This is a genomic window from Cohnella laeviribosi DSM 21336 (genome assembly GCF_000378425.1).
Lineage (GTDB): Bacteria > Bacillota > Bacilli > Paenibacillales > Paenibacillaceae > Cohnella > Cohnella laeviribosi.
On record NZ_KB899817.1, the window covers coordinates 54,965 to 71,231 of the forward strand.

Annotated in this window: 9 protein-coding genes; 1 reads left to right on the forward strand and 8 read right to left on the reverse strand. The window is 56.4% G+C overall.

The window, feature by feature from the left end; genetic code table 11:
* Window positions 1-95 precede the first annotated feature (95 nt).
* A complete protein-coding gene (locus F560_RS0108530; RefSeq protein WP_156828932.1) occupies window positions 96-6,887 on the reverse strand; it encodes an alpha-amylase family glycosyl hydrolase in 6,792 nt (2,263 codons plus the stop codon).
* Between the two features lie 752 nt (window positions 6,888-7,639).
* On the opposite strand from F560_RS0108530, the gene F560_RS0108535 reads away from it, so the two are divergent.
* On the forward strand, window positions 7,640-8,800 hold the full coding sequence (locus tag F560_RS0108535) for a glycosyltransferase (protein WP_019005304.1): 1,161 nt from the start codon (window positions 7,640-7,642) through the stop codon (window positions 8,798-8,800).
* Between the two features lie 65 nt (window positions 8,801-8,865).
* On the opposite strand, the gene prfB is transcribed toward F560_RS0108535, so the two are convergent.
* The 7 genes from prfB to F560_RS0108575 form a co-directional block, all read right to left on the reverse strand.
* A protein-coding gene (gene prfB, locus F560_RS0108540) for a peptide chain release factor 2 (RefSeq protein WP_156828933.1) occupies window positions 8,866-9,985 on the reverse strand; the annotation gives its coding sequence in 2 pieces (ribosomal slippage) (window positions 8,866-9,906 and window positions 9,908-9,985; 1,119 coding nt in all).
* Window positions 9,986-10,003: 18 nt separating this feature from the next.
* On the reverse strand, window positions 10,004-12,523 hold the full coding sequence (gene secA / locus F560_RS0108545) for a preprotein translocase subunit SecA (protein ID WP_019005306.1): 2,520 nt from the start codon (window positions 12,521-12,523) through the stop codon (window positions 10,004-10,006).
* 210 nt (window positions 12,524-12,733) lie between these two features.
* Complete coding sequence (hpf, locus tag F560_RS0108550; protein WP_019005307.1) at window positions 12,734-13,294, reverse strand: ribosome hibernation-promoting factor, HPF/YfiA family; 561 nt, start codon at window positions 13,292-13,294, stop codon at window positions 12,734-12,736.
* A 267-nt stretch (window positions 13,295-13,561) separates the two neighbouring features.
* Window positions 13,562-13,759, reverse strand: coding sequence for a cold shock domain-containing protein (locus F560_RS0108560; protein WP_019005309.1), 198 nt, complete (start codon window positions 13,757-13,759; stop codon window positions 13,562-13,564).
* Window positions 13,760-13,868: 109 nt separating this feature from the next.
* Window positions 13,869-14,570, reverse strand: coding sequence for an acylneuraminate cytidylyltransferase family protein (locus F560_RS0108565; RefSeq protein ID WP_026298175.1), 702 nt, complete (start codon window positions 14,568-14,570; stop codon window positions 13,869-13,871).
* Complete coding sequence (locus tag F560_RS0108570) at window positions 14,567-15,616, reverse strand: nucleotidyltransferase family protein (protein ID WP_019005311.1); 1,050 nt, start codon at window positions 15,614-15,616, stop codon at window positions 14,567-14,569. Before F560_RS0108570 ends, F560_RS0108565 begins: the two co-directional genes overlap by 4 nt.
* On the reverse strand, window positions 15,613-16,254 hold the full coding sequence (locus F560_RS0108575; RefSeq protein WP_026298176.1) for an acetyltransferase: 642 nt from the start codon (window positions 16,252-16,254) through the stop codon (window positions 15,613-15,615). The genes F560_RS0108570 and F560_RS0108575 overlap by 4 nt, the downstream gene beginning before the upstream one ends.
* Between the last annotated feature and the right edge of the window lie 13 nt (window positions 16,255-16,267).

Genomic DNA, 16,267 nt, shown 5'->3' on the forward strand with positions numbered 1-16,267 from the left:
CGTTTCATGAAAACGCGCCGAAGAAGGCGAAGAGAGCAGCTCGCCCGTAAAGCCCGAAAAGGGCCCTCGACGGGCCCCTTTCCGCGAAAATCCGTTCACTTGTCGATAAACGCCAACGTCTCCAGCAGGCGCTTCAGCATCACGACCGCCTGCGCTCGCGTCGCGCCTTCGGACGGCGCGAGCCGGCCGCCGCTGCCGCCCTGCATGAGGCCGGCCTGCACGGTCCGGGCGACGGCATCCCGCGCCCAGGCGCTGACGGCCGCGCCGTCGGCGAACGCGGCAAGCGTTTCGCCCGCCTGCGGCGCTCCGCCCGCAGCTGGTTTGCCGGCGAAGGCGAGCGCCTTCGCGGTCATGACGGCCATCTGCTCCCGCGTGATGCCGTCGCCGGGACGGAACGAGCCGTCTTCCGTTCCGTTCACAAGCCCCGCTTTCGCCGCTGCCGCCACGGCGCCTGCAAACCAATCGTCCGGCCGGACGTCGCGGAATCCGCCGGTTCCGTCCGCTTCGGCCATGCCGAGCGAGCGGACAAGCAGCGACGCGAACTCCGCGCGCGTGATGCGCCGGTCGGGAGCGAACAAGCCGTCCTGGACGCCTTGGACGATGCCCTTGTTGGCAAGGAGCAGGATATCCGGCCGCGCCCAATGATCCGCGACATCCGCAAAGTCGCGTTCCGAGGAAGCGACAATGTAGACGCTGTTGCCCGGCCGCTTGAACGCGACGGCGGTTTGCCCGTTGCCGGCCGCCGTAAACAAAGCGGGCACGAAGCTCAGCTTGTTCGCCTCGTCGTCAACCCGGAACACCGAGGCATGCCGCGGATCGACGACGCCCTTCAGCGTCATGCTCCGCTCCGCGTAAACGGAACCGAAGCTCGCCAGCTCCGTTTCGCGTTCGCCGGCCGAGGCGACGACCGTATACGCGATCGGACCGCCCAGCACTTTCGCGCCCGCCGCCTCGACGAGCGCTTGCGCCCGCTCGGCTTCCGCTCCTGTTAGCACGCTTATGCTCACCGTAAGCGTGACGTCTTCGACGGAAACGCCCAGCTTTTTCGCAAGCTCCTCCGGGTCGAGGACGGACAGCGGCAACGCATAGCTGCCGTCTGCGGTCGCCAAGCGAACGGCTGCGGCCGGAGACGCGGCTTTCCCCGCAGCCGCCGCTTTCAGCGGAATCGCGAACCGGACGCTGTCCTTCGTATCCGGAAGCCGGATCTCGACCTCGCCTTTGCCGTCCTTCAAAGCGGCGATGGCCGCCGCCAGCTTCTCGCCGTCCACTGTCGCGACGGTAACCGTGTTGCCCTGCCCATCCGTTTCGGTGTCCCGTCGGGCCACAAGCGATCCGGAAGGAGCGGAGGGCAAAGGAACGATGACAACCGGAGTGCCGGGACCGTCGCCCCCATTGCCGCCGTCACCGCCATTACCGCCATCTCCTCCGTTACCGCCGTCTCCGCCGCCACCACCGTTACCGCCATCTCCGTCGTCCCCACCGCCGCCGTCTCCGGCGGTTCTCGTAATGCGTAGCGCAATCGACTTGGTCGCCTGGCCTTTGCGGCCTTGATCCTTATACCATTCCTGCGCCAGCGTCTCCGCCGTCGGTTCGATATGGAGGATGAACGTATTCTCGCCCGGCTTCAGCGGAATTTTTTCCACGTAGACGTTGCCCCGGTCGTCCATGGCGCCTTTCGGCAGCGGCTGGCCGTTGATCGTGAACGCGACGCCGTACGGAACGTTCGCCTTCAGATCGAAGGCGCTGTCGGACGTGGCGAACGCGATATCCTCGCCGTACGAAATCCGCGGCATCGTGACGATCATCGGCATATCCGCCCAGCGCAGCACGTAGTCGTCGACGATCATTTTGCCGCCGCCCTGATTGCGGATCGTCAGCTTCATATTGGTTTTTTCGTCGCTGTACGCGTAGTTGCTCACATCCGTCGTATCGTTCGGGACCCGCGCATGGCTGGTCAGCGCCTCCGTCGCCCATGTGCCGCGCGTGTACTTGTATTCGATCGTCTTGCCGGCCATCATCTTGAAGGCATATTGGACGACGCTGCGGCCGGTCGCGCCGCTCGGCACGGTCAGCTTGCCGCCGCTCGCGTTCCAGTTGTTCAAGGTTCCCGCAATATAAATCGAGTCCGTCGCTGGCGTGTAATCCGGCAAATGCAGCCGCAGCGTCACGTCGACCATCACCAGTTGCGGCGTAACGGTCTGCTCGTTCGACCAGCCCCGGTTGTAAGCCGCGTCGAAGGCCGCGATTTTGTACGTGTAGGAAGTGCCGTTCGTCACCGTGTAATCGATATAGGAAGTGGCCGTCCGCAGCGTGGCCAGCTTGCGGAACGTCGCTTCCCCCGCCGCCTTCCGGTACACCTCGTAGCCCGACGTCTCTTCTCCCGCCGGCGTCCAGTTCAGCGCCGCCTGGCCGGATTCGACCGTGATTTCGCTTAAGATAGGCGCCTCGGGTCCCGACGTATCGTTCGGGTCCGCAAACGCCTCGAACGAAGCCGTCGCCGAATCCGTAAACGTCTCTTCGTTATCCGTCGACACCCGGACGAAATAGTTGTATACGCCCGCTTCGGTCGGCTCGAACTTGGCCGCGTACCGCTTGGCGTCTCCTTCGTCCGCCTTGTACGCCATCGAAAGCTCGGCAACAGGTTCCGAAGCGTCCGACTTGGCCACGATCAGCTTCACGCTCAATCGCGGCGCTTCCCGCCCGGCAAGCGAAGGGTCGTCCGTCAAGCCCGCAACCGTGACCGCCACGCCGATGTCGGCCGAGTTGCCGACGCCGATCGTCATGTTTTCCGCCTGGGTCGGGTTCCCGACGGCCGTTACCGGAAAAGCGGGGATCGCCGCGACCATCTCCTGCAGCGGGCTTTCGCCGGCCCCGTCCGCCGTCGTACGGACCGCCGTTACCCCATAATAATACTTCACGCCGTTGGTGACCGAAGTATCCGTGAACTGCGTTTCCGCAACCGTTCCGAGCAGCGTCGCTTCGCCGCCCTCCACCAGCGACCGGTAAACGCGGTACGCCTGTGCATCCGCCACCCCGTTCCAGCTAAGCGCCACGCTGCCGTTTCCGGCTTGCGCCTTCAAGCCGTCCGGCGAATCGACCGAAATCAGCGCGCCGTCGGACAGCATCATGAGTCCGGTCAGCGCCGGGACGGACAGGGCAATGCGGCCGTTCTCGACGGTGCCGGAAATGCCGCTGCCAAGCTGGTCGCTCAGCTTCGTCCCGTCCGGCAAAAATCCGGCCACATCCGCCGTCATCTCGGCCGTCTCGCCGCCGCTGTTGATGACGACAAGCGCGCCTTTCGCCGCATTTTTCCGGGCGTAAGCGATCGTGTCTCCCTGCGCGTAGACGAGCTTGAGCTCCCCGGTCGCGAAGACGTCGTTTGCGGCCCGCGTGGCTGCGGCCTTTTTGTACGTCTCATACAATTCCGCATAACGTCCGGCCGCCTTGTAGGAGCCGCCGGAGCTTTCGATCCGCTCCCACGGGAACGTCCTGCGCGAATCCGGGTCCTTCGTGCCGGTTACGCCGACTTCGTCGCCGTAATAAATCGTCGGGGCGCCCGGATAACCCATTTGGAATATCGCGATTAGCGCCTGCTGCTTCAACGCCTTGTCGCTCGCTTCCGGCGCGATCTTCAGTTTCTCTTCTTCCCACGACGGATAATCCAGCTTCGTCAGCGAGCGAACGGTATCGTGGGAATCGACGAGGTTCAGCATGACCTTCCACGCTTCCTCCGGATAATCCTCGCGGATCCGTTCGAGGGCTTCGTGGAACGCCTGCGCGTTGTTCCCGCCCTTGCCGCCGCCGATGATGAAGTTTTGCACGGCTTCGCGGAACCGGTAGTTCATGACCGAGTCAAACTGGTCCCCGAGCAAATAATGCGTTGCCACGCCCCACTCTTCGCCGAGAATGACCGGATCGTCGATCGGCTTGCCGTTTGCGTCCGTTCGTCCCGCCGCGGATTTGACCGCCTCGCGGAATTTCCGCCATGTGCCTGCCGACACGTCCGGCGCCACGTCGAGACGCCAGCCGCTCGAGCCCATCCACAGCCATCGCTGCGACGCCGTGTTTTGCATCGCTGCGGACGCTTCGGCCTCCGATTTGCCGCGCAGATCGTACCCGATAACATGATTGCGGTAGTCGATATTGTTCCATTCGTGAACGCCTTCGAGCGCGTCTTTATCGCCCGGCTGCGGTTCCTTGGCGTCCATGGCGGGCAGCGAGTCGAATCCCCACCAGGCGTCGTAGCTGTAACGGGTATTGTCCGCCATATTTTCGCCGATCGTAAACCACGTGGTGAAGCCGAAATCGTCCGGATATTGGTAATGCCGCCCGGTTGCCGGATTGATTTGGCTCGTGTACGAAGCGATGACGCGCTGCTCGGCCTCCTCGCGGGTCATGCCCGGATGTTCGGCCTTCGTCTTCCACACCTTCGACCAATACTCGTAGGCGCCGATTTCCGGATATTTCTCGTAACGGTCGAAATAAATGGAGTCGTCCCCGACATGGTTGAACACGCCGTCGTTGATGATCCGAATCCCGGCCTCGGCTGCCGCCTTGGCGAATTTCCGGTACACTTCGTCCGACTTTTTCCGGGTCTCCTCGTAATTCAATCCGGAAGACGGGTCGCCGGGCGTGTTGTATACCGGTTCGCCGAACATCGGATCGAGATGCTTGTAGTCGGTCGCATCGTATTTATGGTTGGAAGCCGCCCAGGCGACGGGATTGAGGTAAATCGCCGTGACGCCAAGCTGCTTCAGATAGTCGAGCTTCTGCTCGATGCCCTGAATGTCCCCGCCGTAAAACTCGTTCGTCCAGATGCCGTCCGATTTGGCGTCCGGATAATAAGGCTTGTTTTCCGGCTTGGTGCGGTCCGGGTTCTCCGGCGGGTCGTTCCAATCGCCCCATACCTGCGAAGGAGCCGGATCGTTCGCTACGCCCCCGTCGAAATATTGCAGCTCCTGTTTGCCGATGCGCCCGGATTGTTCCCCGGTCTCGCTGCGAACGCCCCGGTATCCGTCGGCCAGCTTCGCGCGGTTGTTGTCCGGATTGCCGTCAAAGAAGCGGTCGGGAAAAATCTGATACACGACGGCCGTTTTCATCCAATCCGGCGTTTTGTAGTCCGCCGCGTACACCGTCAGGTTAAACGGAACCGCGCCGTCCGCCACCGCCTCGCCCGAGCCGCCGCTGAGACTGTCGTCGCCGTATTCGACCTTCGCCGCCCCGTCGATCAGCACGAATTTATAACCCCAGATGCCAATGCCGGCAAAAACGCTTTTCGGAATGACCGCTTCGTAATAATCGCGATCCCCGACCGTCGTCGTTTTACGCATCACATAGTTGGTCGCCGCGCCATGGGCGTCGGTCAGCTCCACCCGGGCCATCTGCACGTCGTCGCGTTTGACGGCGATGCGCAGCGTCAAGTCCTGCTCGCCTTGCTTGATGGCGCCGAACGGCTTTTTGAACGTTGCCTGCCGGCTGTCGAACGCAATCGCGCCCGCATCGATTTTGCCGTCATACTTGCCGTCTCCGACCGCGTAATCGACCGTGAGTTTCCTCTCAGCCGCCGAATTGTCGAAGGAAAAGGTCACATCCGCGGCGTCCGGGAGTCTGAACGCGGCGTTGGCGTTTCCGTTTCCGAAGTTGTTGCCGTCCGCCCAATCCGCGCCCAGCACGACCTTCGCCTCGTACGAGCCTGCCGGAAGCGAGCGCTGAAGCTTATACACGGTATTGTTGAAGTTATAATCGACAAAAAACTGCTTGGCCTCTCCCGGCGACCATTCGGGCTCGCCGAACAGCGGCTGCAACGAACCGACCAGACGCGGCCACTTATCCGCGGACAAAATCGGGTTGTACGTCCGGATACCGCTCGCGGTCGATCCCTCCGGCAGCGGCGATATTCTGGCTTCTTGCGTGTCCCCGTTTACATAAAAATTCACCTTGGCGGCCTGGCTGAGCGTCAGCTTCAAATTTTCCCCGTCTCCCGGAATGCCGAACGCGTAGCTGCCGTTCTTGGTCAGCTTGAATTCGTAGCTGCCCGCGTCCAGCACGGCGGAAAAGGCATAAAACTCGCCGGCCAAATGCTTCATCCGAGTCGCCGTCCCGTCCGGAACCCAGTTGCCGGATTCGCCAAGCGCTTGCTGAAAGCTGCCGGCAATGACCCATTTGGCCCCGCCCCCGGGCTGCTCCTCGAAAACGTCCGGCGTCAAGCCTTGATCCGCTTCGCCCACCGTTATTTTGTTGTTGCCGTTCGAAGCCAATTGGCCGTTGGTAGGATCGTTAAAATAATACTCCTGCACGGAAGCGTCCGGATACGCTACGCGGACGACGTATTTGTATTCGTACGTTCCGTCCGGCAGCGCGCCCGTCGCATACCGGAACGCGCCGTCCGTCGGCACCATCTCCCGCTTCGGATTCCAGCCGGGCTCGAAGCTGCCGGCCACGAGCACCTTAAAGGGAAGCAGCAGCGTCCCCAGCGCGTCCGCCCGTGCGGTCAGATTGTTTCCATCCATCCAATTCCCGCCGACGAGCAGCTTATATTCGTATTCGAAGCCTGCCGTCAAACCGTCAATTCGGACAAACGCTTCATTGGAATCGCTTACATAAACGCTCTGATGAACGCTCGCTCCGCCCCATTCGTTAAACGTTCCGTTCGCGGTCACGTTCAACCGATCAAGCGGCAAAGCAAAAGTCACGCTGCGATCCGCATTTACCTGCGTAACCGCGCTCCCGGCGGCTTCGGCATCCAAGGCGGCATCTTCCGCCTCGGCATAAGCCGCCCCCGCACCGGCGGTTGTCCACAACTGAATAACCAGCGCCAAACTGAGCAGAACGCTCCACATTTGCCGACTCCGCCATCCGGACCTCTCGTTTCCCCGTCCTGATTTCATACCCGTCCTCCCTCGTTTTGATGATGTTGCCGCATACGAACACCCGGTTGAGCAAACGTTTGCACAAGCAGACGAAAAATCCGTGAAATAAAGCGCTTACTTCACTTCTCATCCTATCATCCATTTTCCTTTGATGTCAATGGATTCCATTGTCCTCTTTTGTATCCACCTTCATTTTTTTATTTGTACTGCGCTTTTATGGTGGAATGGCAAATACTGAATTGCCGACATTTAAGCAAACGGTTGCGCATTCACGGCCCGATTCGGAATGGTTTCGCGTGAATCCATCGAATTGCAAGATCAAAAGACGGCGCTTCAAAAGGACGATCGGAAGCCAAAAGATAGATGTGAACGTTGTGGACAGTCCTGTGAATGAATTGTTGACAAACCGATTGGCAGTCAATATCCCCTGTGAATACTGTGGGTATTGGGGATAAATCTAACCATTTTGATTTCGGTAAACTGAATTGCGTGAAAAATCAGAGCGATTGCTCACAATTTTCGCTGTTTTTTTGTGGACAATGTGGATGTTGTGGATGAACGCCTGAGCGTCCCAAATGGAGCTGAGGATTCTTCTGTGGATATTGTGGAGAAATGTGGGTAAATATGCGGAGTCCTTGAAAATGCTTGACTTTCTCGAAATATGGCTGATTTGTTTCGGTTACAGCTCTGTACCAATATGTTACACTAAGAATATGACAAGCTTGTATTCAGCTTGAATAGCCATGGTACGCTAATAAAGGGAGACAAAAATGGATAAAAGAAGGGTTCTGCTATTTAAAGGGCAAAGTCAATACGATGTTCTTCGCTTTTTTACCGACGAATTGAATTCCGCGTTTCAAAAGTTAGGATTACCTACCGTAGTGATCGATCTACTTTCCCCGAATTTTAATCAACAGCTGTTATCTGTTCTGCAAGAAGGGAACTTACTTTTCGCTCTAGGGTTTAATGCTGTCGGTCAAGAACTGCAAGTAGAGGGGAAACCGCTATATGACCTGATGAAGGTACCCTATGTCGCGTTTTACGTCGACCATCCGGTGTATCAAATCCCTCGAATTCAGTATTCCATGAGATATAAGATATCTTCATTTGTTGATAAAGGACATTTGGATTTTGTCAAAAAATACATATCTCCTAAATTGTTTACCGTCTTCATCCCTCATGGCGGGTCAGTCGCAGCAACGGACAAAAACTCGATTTTACCGTTGAGCAAACGCACGGTGCCTTTATTTTTTGCGGGATCGTATCGAGATCCCGATGAGTATCTCCAATCGTTGAATATTTCCGAGGATATTGCCCTATTTATTCGATCCATTGCGGAAATCATGCTTGCCAACGAAAAATGCAATATTCAAACCGCATTGGAATTATATTGCAACACAATTGGAGTTGAACTGACAACTGATTATTTCCCATTAATACAAGTAGCGGATTATTATTTTCGTTTAGTTAAACGAAAACTAATAATCCTTTCACTGGAAGAGGTCGGGCTTATCGTGTGCGGAAACGGTTGGGAACAACTAAAAAGTAGAAAAACCAAGCTACAGATCATGCCTCCCAAATCCTATTCCGATATTTTGCACATCATGGGCAATACCAAACTCTTTTTGTCCATTGTTCCCACTTTTACAAAAGGTTCTCACGAGCGTGTATTTTCAACGATGTTATCCGGGGCGGTTAGCTTGGCGGACAAGAGCGAATACATGGAGCAGACCTTTATAAGCGGTACCCACTATTTAGGATATGACTCGTCTGTTGCGCTTCCGGACTTGGTTGCTAAAACACTGGAGCAAGATGCGTATCTCGAAAAAATAGCAATGGCCGGCCAAACACTAGCAGAGACTCAACACCGCTGGGAAAATCGGGCTGTTGATATTCTTAAAGCCGTTAATCAGTTTTTGCAGCAAATATAATTATGCAAGTCGGTTAAACGGAAAGCTTCCGCCGCTTAGCGGCGGAAGCTTTCTATTTGCACCCTTTATTCCACAGGCTTTTGAATCTGGCTGCGCAGGTAGCCATCGATGAAGGCGTCGATCTCGCCGTCCATGACAGCCTGGACGTTCCCGGTCTCGACATTGGTGCGATGGTCCTTGACCATGCTGTACGGGTGAAAAACGTAAGAGCGAATTTGGCTGCCCCAGGCGATATCCATCTGCTCGCCGCGAATGGCGGCCAGCTCCTTCTGCTGCTCCTGAATCTTCATCTCGTACAGCTTCGACTGGAGCATCTTCATGGCGCGGTCGCGGTTCTGAATTTGCGAGCGCTCCGTCTGGCAAGCGACGACGATGCCGGTCGGAATATGCGTAATCCGGACGGCGGACTCCGTCTTGTTGATGTGCTGTCCACCCGCGCCGCTGGAACGGTAGGTGTCGACCTTCAGATCCTCCGGGCGGATTTCAACCTCGAGATCGTCCGGAATTTCCGGCACGACGTCGCAGGAGACAAACGAAGTGTGCCGCCGGCCCGAAGCGTCGAACGGGGAAATGCGGACGAGGCGATGGACGCCCTTTTCCGCTTTCAAGTACCCATAGGCATTATGGCCGCGGACCATGATCGTGACGCTTTTAATCCCCGCTTCGTCGCCCGGCAGATAGTCGAGCACCTCGACCTTGAAGCCGCGCTTCTCCGCCCAGCGCGTATACATGCGGTACAGCATCTGCGCCCAATCCTGCGACTCGGTGCCGCCGGCGCCGGGGTGCAGTTCCAGAATGGCGTTCGCCTTGTCGTACGGTTGGTTCAGCAGCAGCTGAAGCTCGAAGGAGTCGACTTTGGACACGAGCTGTTTTACGCTGGCGGTGAATTCCGCCTCCATCGCCTCGTCGGACTCCTCCTCCAGGATCTCCAGCATCGCTTCAAGGTCCTCCTGCTCGGACGTAAGCGCCTGGAACTGCTCCACTACGCTTTTGACGGCGTTCAATTCGCCGATGATCTTCTGCGCCTTCTCATTGTCGTCCCAGAAATCGGGAGCCGACATCTTCTCTTCGTAGTTCGCGATGATTTCCAGCTTCAGATCTAAGTCAAAGAGACCCCCTGAGCGTTTGGAGTCGCTTCGCGGCTTCGCGAAGATCTTGCTTAACGGATGCGTCGATCGTAGACATGTTGAATCACCTCAGAAGTTATTCTATTCGCCCGTGGCACATTTTGTATTTCTTCCCGCTTCCGCACGGGCACGGATCGTTGCGTCCGACCCGTTCCGCGGCGCTCTTGACCTTCGGGCGCTTCGGAGCCTGCTCGGCTTTGGTGTCGACCGCCTGTCCTTCGGCGACGGCCTCGCGCTTCACGTTGTTTTCGACGGTCGCTTTCATGATATACAGCGCGACTTCTTCCTCGATCCGCTCGATCATGGCCAGGAACATGTTGTGGCCTTCGAATTGATACTCACGCAGCGGATCGTTGCCGCCGTACGCGCGAAGATGGATACCCTGACGCAGTTGATCCATCGCGTCGATATGGTCCATCCACTTGCTGTCGACGGCGCGCAGGACGACGACCTTTTCGAATTCGCGCATCGTCTCGGGGCCGATCTGCTCCTCGCGCTCGTCGTAGAGCTTTTCGATTTTCTCCATCAGGATTTCGACCATCTCGTCCTTTTCCTTGCCCCACAGATCGTCCTTGTTCAGGCGGTCTTCCGGCAGAAGCGTCTTATGGACATAGGATACGAGACCGTCGAAATCCCAGTCTTCGGGAACCGCGTCGTCGGGACAATGATTCTCGACCGCGCGCTCCACGACCGACTTGATCATGCCGGTCACGATGTCGCGGATATTGTCGGAGAACAGAATCTGCCTGCGATCGCCGTAAATTTTCTCGCGCTGCAGGTTGATCACGTCGTCGTACTGCAGGACGATGCGGCGGGCATCGAAGTTGCTGCCCTCAACCCGCTTCTGGGCGGATTCGATGGCGCGGGTGATCAGCTTGCTTTCGATCGGGGAATCCTCGTCGAAGCCGAGCCGCTCCATCATGCCCATGATGTTGTCGGCGCCGAAACGGCGCATGAGTTCGTCCTCCATGGACAGGTAGAACTGGGACGAACCGGGGTCCCCCTGACGCCCCGCCCGGCCGCGCAGCTGGTTGTCGATCCGCCGGCTCTCATGCCGCTCGGTGCCGATGATGTGCAGTCCGCCGAGCTCCGCCACGCCTTCGCCGAGCAGGATGTCCGTACCGCGGCCCGCCATGTTGGTGGCGATCGTCACGGCTCCGCGCTGTCCGGCTTGCGCGATAATGGCCGCTTCCTCGGCATGGTATTTGGCGTTCAGCACCTGGTGCTTGATGCCCTTCTTCTTGAGCATTTCCGAGATGCGCTCGGAATTTTCGATCGAGACGGTGCCGACGAGCACGGGCTGTCCCGTCTCATGACGCCTTACGATCTCGTCGACGACAGCGCGGAATTTGCCGTTCTCCGACTTGTAGACGACGTCCGGCAAGTCGTTGCGGATCATCGGGCGGTTCGTCGGGATTTGCACGACTTCCAGGTTGTAAATCCGCTTGAACTCTTCCTCCTCCGTCTTCGCCGTACCGGTCATCCCGGCAAGCTTGCGGTACATCCGGAAGTAGTTCTGGAACGTAATCGTCGCGAGCGTCATGCTCTCGTTCTGGACCTGCAGGCCTTCCTTCGCTTCGATCGCCTGATGCAGCCCGTCGCTGTAGCGGCGTCCCGCCATCAGACGCCCGGTGAATTCGTCGACGATAATCACTTCGCCGTCCTGCACGACATAGTCGACGTCCCGCTTCATGATGTAGCGCGCGCGCAGCGCCTGGCTGATATGATGGTTCAGCAGCACGTGCTCGTGCGAGAACAGGTTGTCGATGCCGAACGCCTCTTCGGCTTTCGTAACGCCGGCATCGGTGAGCGCGATGCTGCGCATTTTCAGGTCGATCGTATAGTCTTCGTTCTCTTTCAGCCGGCTTGCGAAACGGTCCGCGGCATAATACAATTGCGTCGACTTCTGCGCCTGGCCGGAAATGATCAGCGGTGTGCGCGCCTCGTCAATGAGGATGGAGTCCACTTCGTCGATGATGGCGAAATGAAGCGGACGCTGCACCATCTGCTCTTTGTAGAGGACCATGTTGTCGCGCAAATAGTCGAAGCCGAATTCATTGTTCGTCCCGTAGGTAATGTCGCAGGCGTAAGCCCGCTGCTTCTCCTCGTGCGACAGGCCGTGCAGATTGCAGCCGACCGTCAGGCCGAGGAACTCGTAGATTTGCCCCATCGTCTGGCTATCGCGCTGGGCGAGATAATCGTTGACGGTAACGACGTGCACGCCTTTGCCGAGCAGCGCGTTCAAATACACCGGCAGCGTGGCGACGAGCGTTTTCCCTTCGCCGGTCTTCATCTCCGCAATCTTGCCGGCGTGCAGCACCATCCCCCCGATCAACTGGACGTCGAAATGCCGCATGCCCAGCACGCGCTTGGACGCTTCGCGGACGACCGCGAAAGCCTCGGGCAGCAGATCGTCGAGATCTTCTTCCTCCGTGGCCAGACGGTTGCGGAACTCCTGCGTCTTGGCGCGGAGCTGCTCGTCCGACAAAGCCGAAATGGTCGGCTCGAGGGCGTTGATTTGGTCAACGGTTTTGGACAACCGTTTGATTTCTCTTTCGTTGGCGTCTCCGAAAATCTTTTTTACCAATCCGAGCATAATAAACCCCTTCCCATTTTAGGGTATGGCGTATCTTATAATTTTAGCAGTTCCAAAGAAATGGGGCAAGAAAGGAAGTAAGGCAGTTGCTGGTTAAACCGCAGGCGGTTGGCAGCCCGGGGGCGGCAGACGAACGCTTGCGTGCAAGACCGAAAACAGGGCAATCAAAAAGAGCCCCCCGGCCATCCGGGGGACCCGCATCCTATATGGTCAGGCTTCGGCTTGAATCAATCCGTACTTGCCGTCATTGCGCCGGTAGACGACGTTTACTTCCTTGGTATCGACATTGGAGAATACATAAAAGTTGTGACCGATCATATTCATCTGGAGAATGGCTTCCTCCACGTCCATCGGCTTAAAGGTAAAGGCCTTCGTGCGAACGAGCTCGTATTCTTCCTCGTCGTCGGGCGCCATCGTGGAAACGCCGCCGTTGATATCCTCTTCCCGGAACATCGCACGAGCCGAGCCGGACTGGCGCAGCTTGCGGTTCACCTTGGTCTTATGCTTGCGGATCTGGCGTTCGAGTTTGTCCACGACCATGTCGATCGAAGCGTACATGTCGTCGCTTCTCTCTTCCGCCCGAAGCAGCACATTGGCGAGCGGAATGGTGACCTCGATGACATGGCGGCCTTTCGTGACGCTCAACGTAACGTTGACAGCGGTTTGGGGAGGCGTTTCAAAATACCGTTCAAGGCGACTCAGCTTCTTCTCGACGTAATCCTTGAGAGCTTCGGTGACTTCCATGCGCTGACCGCGAATGTTGTATTTCATTCGGCACCCCTCCTTTGGATGCCTATATCATACCATATGATGGAGTCCCATTTCAAAGAATAACCGCTTACATTTTTGAATTTTTTGAAAACTTGGCTCATAATCTTCACAATTGATATAACGATAGAACCCTCTTCATCCATTAACTGGAATATATTGTTCATCTGCGCACAAAACCCCGGATTTCTCCAGGGTTTCGGGTGGCCGGCAAATCGTTAAAAGTCAGCCGACAATACTATTGTTAGCGGCGCTTAAAACGCCCCATGATTACAGTTTAACGACGTTTGCTGCTTGCGGGCCTCTGGCGCCTTGCACAATGTCAAATTCGACGGATTGGCCTTCTTCAAGGGACTTGTATCCGTCCATTTGGATAGCGGAGAAATGAACGAATACGTCGCCGCCTTGTTCCGTTTCGATAAAACCGTAACCTTTTTCCGCGTTAAACCATTTTACTTTACCTTGCATTCGCATAACATTCCCTTCATATTCATTTGACAATGGCGATTTGGCCTAGCCCACACCCCGAATATACAACAGGAAAAGTATGGTGTCAATGGATTTGTTGAAAGCGGTGTCAGCTTGTCTGCTGTTTCATCTGACGGCTCAAAAATTCAGCCCACATGAAGTCCAGCGGAGTGTCGATATCGAGCGAACGATCCTTGGGCATAACGTAACCGTGCGTATCGGTATGGAAAAAGGACCTGGTTTCCATGACCGTTGCGCATGAGGATACATAAACCGCGCCGTTTAATACAAATACTTTGGAAGCCTCTTGTCTGCTCAGCGCGATTTCCGTTTCCGCAAGGACGGATTGAATGGCCCCCCTCTCCCCGAGCGTAAACATCCAGGACAATGGTTTATCCGCTTCCACCAAGGAAACCACGCTCGTTGCACCGGAAGACACATAGGCTTCAAGACAACGGTCGATATCCTCCGCCGAACGAAAAGGAGAGGTCGGCTGCAGCAGTACGACCAGGTCGTATTCGCCCATTTCTTGGATGGCATGAATAACGGGCTCAATGCCCGGCGTATCGTCCTTGGCCAGCTCCGAAGGGCGCATAAACGGAACGTTCCCGCCCCATTGCCGGGCGACCTCCGCGATTCTGGGGCTATCCGTCGATACGACGCAGGCGTCGATGTAGCGAGACTGGCCGGCGGCTTCGAGCGTCCATGCCAGCAGCGGCTTCCCTCCCAGCATTCGGATATTTTTGTCCGGAACCCCTTTGGAACCACCTCTTGCCGGTACTACCGCCAGCACTGTACGTCCATCGATCACAGCTTGGCCTCCTCATAATCGTTGACCGCCCGCTCGTAGTCATCCATTCGGCCGATATCCATCCAATATTCCCGAATCGGATATGCCGTTGTCGGCTCTTGGCGGTTAATTAACGTTTCAAATAACGAAGGCATATCATAATAAGAGGCTTTAGGGATCAAATCCAGCACTTCCGGGTTGAGAATATAGATTCCCCCGCTTATAAAAAACCGTTGGACAGGCTTCTCCTCAATCGCACAGAGACGGTTCTGGTTTACTTTTACAACCCCATACGGAATCTGGTACTCGTACTCCCTTACGCACATTGTGGCCTTGGCGTTATTCTCATGATGAAACTGAAGCGCCTGGACAAAGTTGATCTTGGTCATTAAATCGCCGTTCATCACGATAAACGGATCGCTCGGCTTCTCGGGCAGCAAGCTTAGCGCCCCTGCGGTTCCCAACCGCATATTTTCATGCAAGTAACGGATTTCGACTCCCCACCGGCTCCCATTGCCAAAATGTTCGATGATCATTTCCGCTTTATAATTGACGGAAATATAAAAACGGTAAAAGCCTTGAGCGATAAAGTTCTCGAGAATAAGTTCCAGAATCGGTTTGGAGCCGACTTTGAGCAGCGGTTTCGGGCAATTGTGGGTTAACGGAGCCAGCCTTGTTCCAAGTCCGCCGGCCATCAAGACGACCCAGTTGTCGTTTTTCTTTACTTGCAGATAATCATCCAGAAAAACAACATCCACCACAACGCCGTTTTCATCAACGATCGGAAGCTGGTGCAATTTTCGAGCTTTCATGAGCGCGATTAATGTATCGCGGCTTTCTCCGATGGTGGCCACAACCGGATTTCGATTCATGATCAACGAAACCGGGACATCGAGCTTTTCCCCTCTCAGAATTCCTCTGCGAATATCGCCGTCCGTAATCGTCCCGATCAAGACCCGGTTTGAATCGACCACCAGCACAATCTGCTTGGCGCCCTTGTCCATAACCTCCATCGTCTTTAAAATGGTGGTTTCGGCTGTAACCAGCAGCGATTCCCAATTTTTCACGACTGTCCCCCCTTTGCTGGAACGCCAACGACCGTCATTCGGTCCATAACGTCGCTTATGACGACAGCGCCCGCGCCGACCGTAACGTCTTCGCCGATGTTGACCCCCTGAATAACCGTTGACCTTGCGCCGATAAATGCGTTTTTCCCGATCCGGGCCCCTCCGCAAATGACGGCTCCGGGAGCAATATGGGCACCGCCGGCGATTTCCGCATGGTGTTCAATAATAGCCCCCGTATTAATCAACACATTGGGACCAATCGAGGCGCCCGTCTGAATAATCGATCCTGCCATTATCTGCACGCCGCTGTCGGGGCTGATCCGAACATTTCCGGCAATAATGGCGCTTGGATGAATCAAATTGATAAAGCGGTAACCCAAGTCCCGATAGTTTTGAAACAGGGAGCTTCTGCGGCGATCCGATCTGGTCATGCCGAGGCCATTCACCAGCCGAACCTCATCCGGCTTGTAGGTTTGACAAAAGACGTCATCATTTCCCAGCCATCGCAAATTTTCCACAAGGCTTTGCGATTCACAGGAAACGTAGCCTTCGATGTTGTAATGGAGCAGCCTCAAGCAATCTGCAACGACGGAGGCGTGGCCTCCGCCTCCCAAAATGACAACCGATCGATTCTTCACCGTAACGACCGCT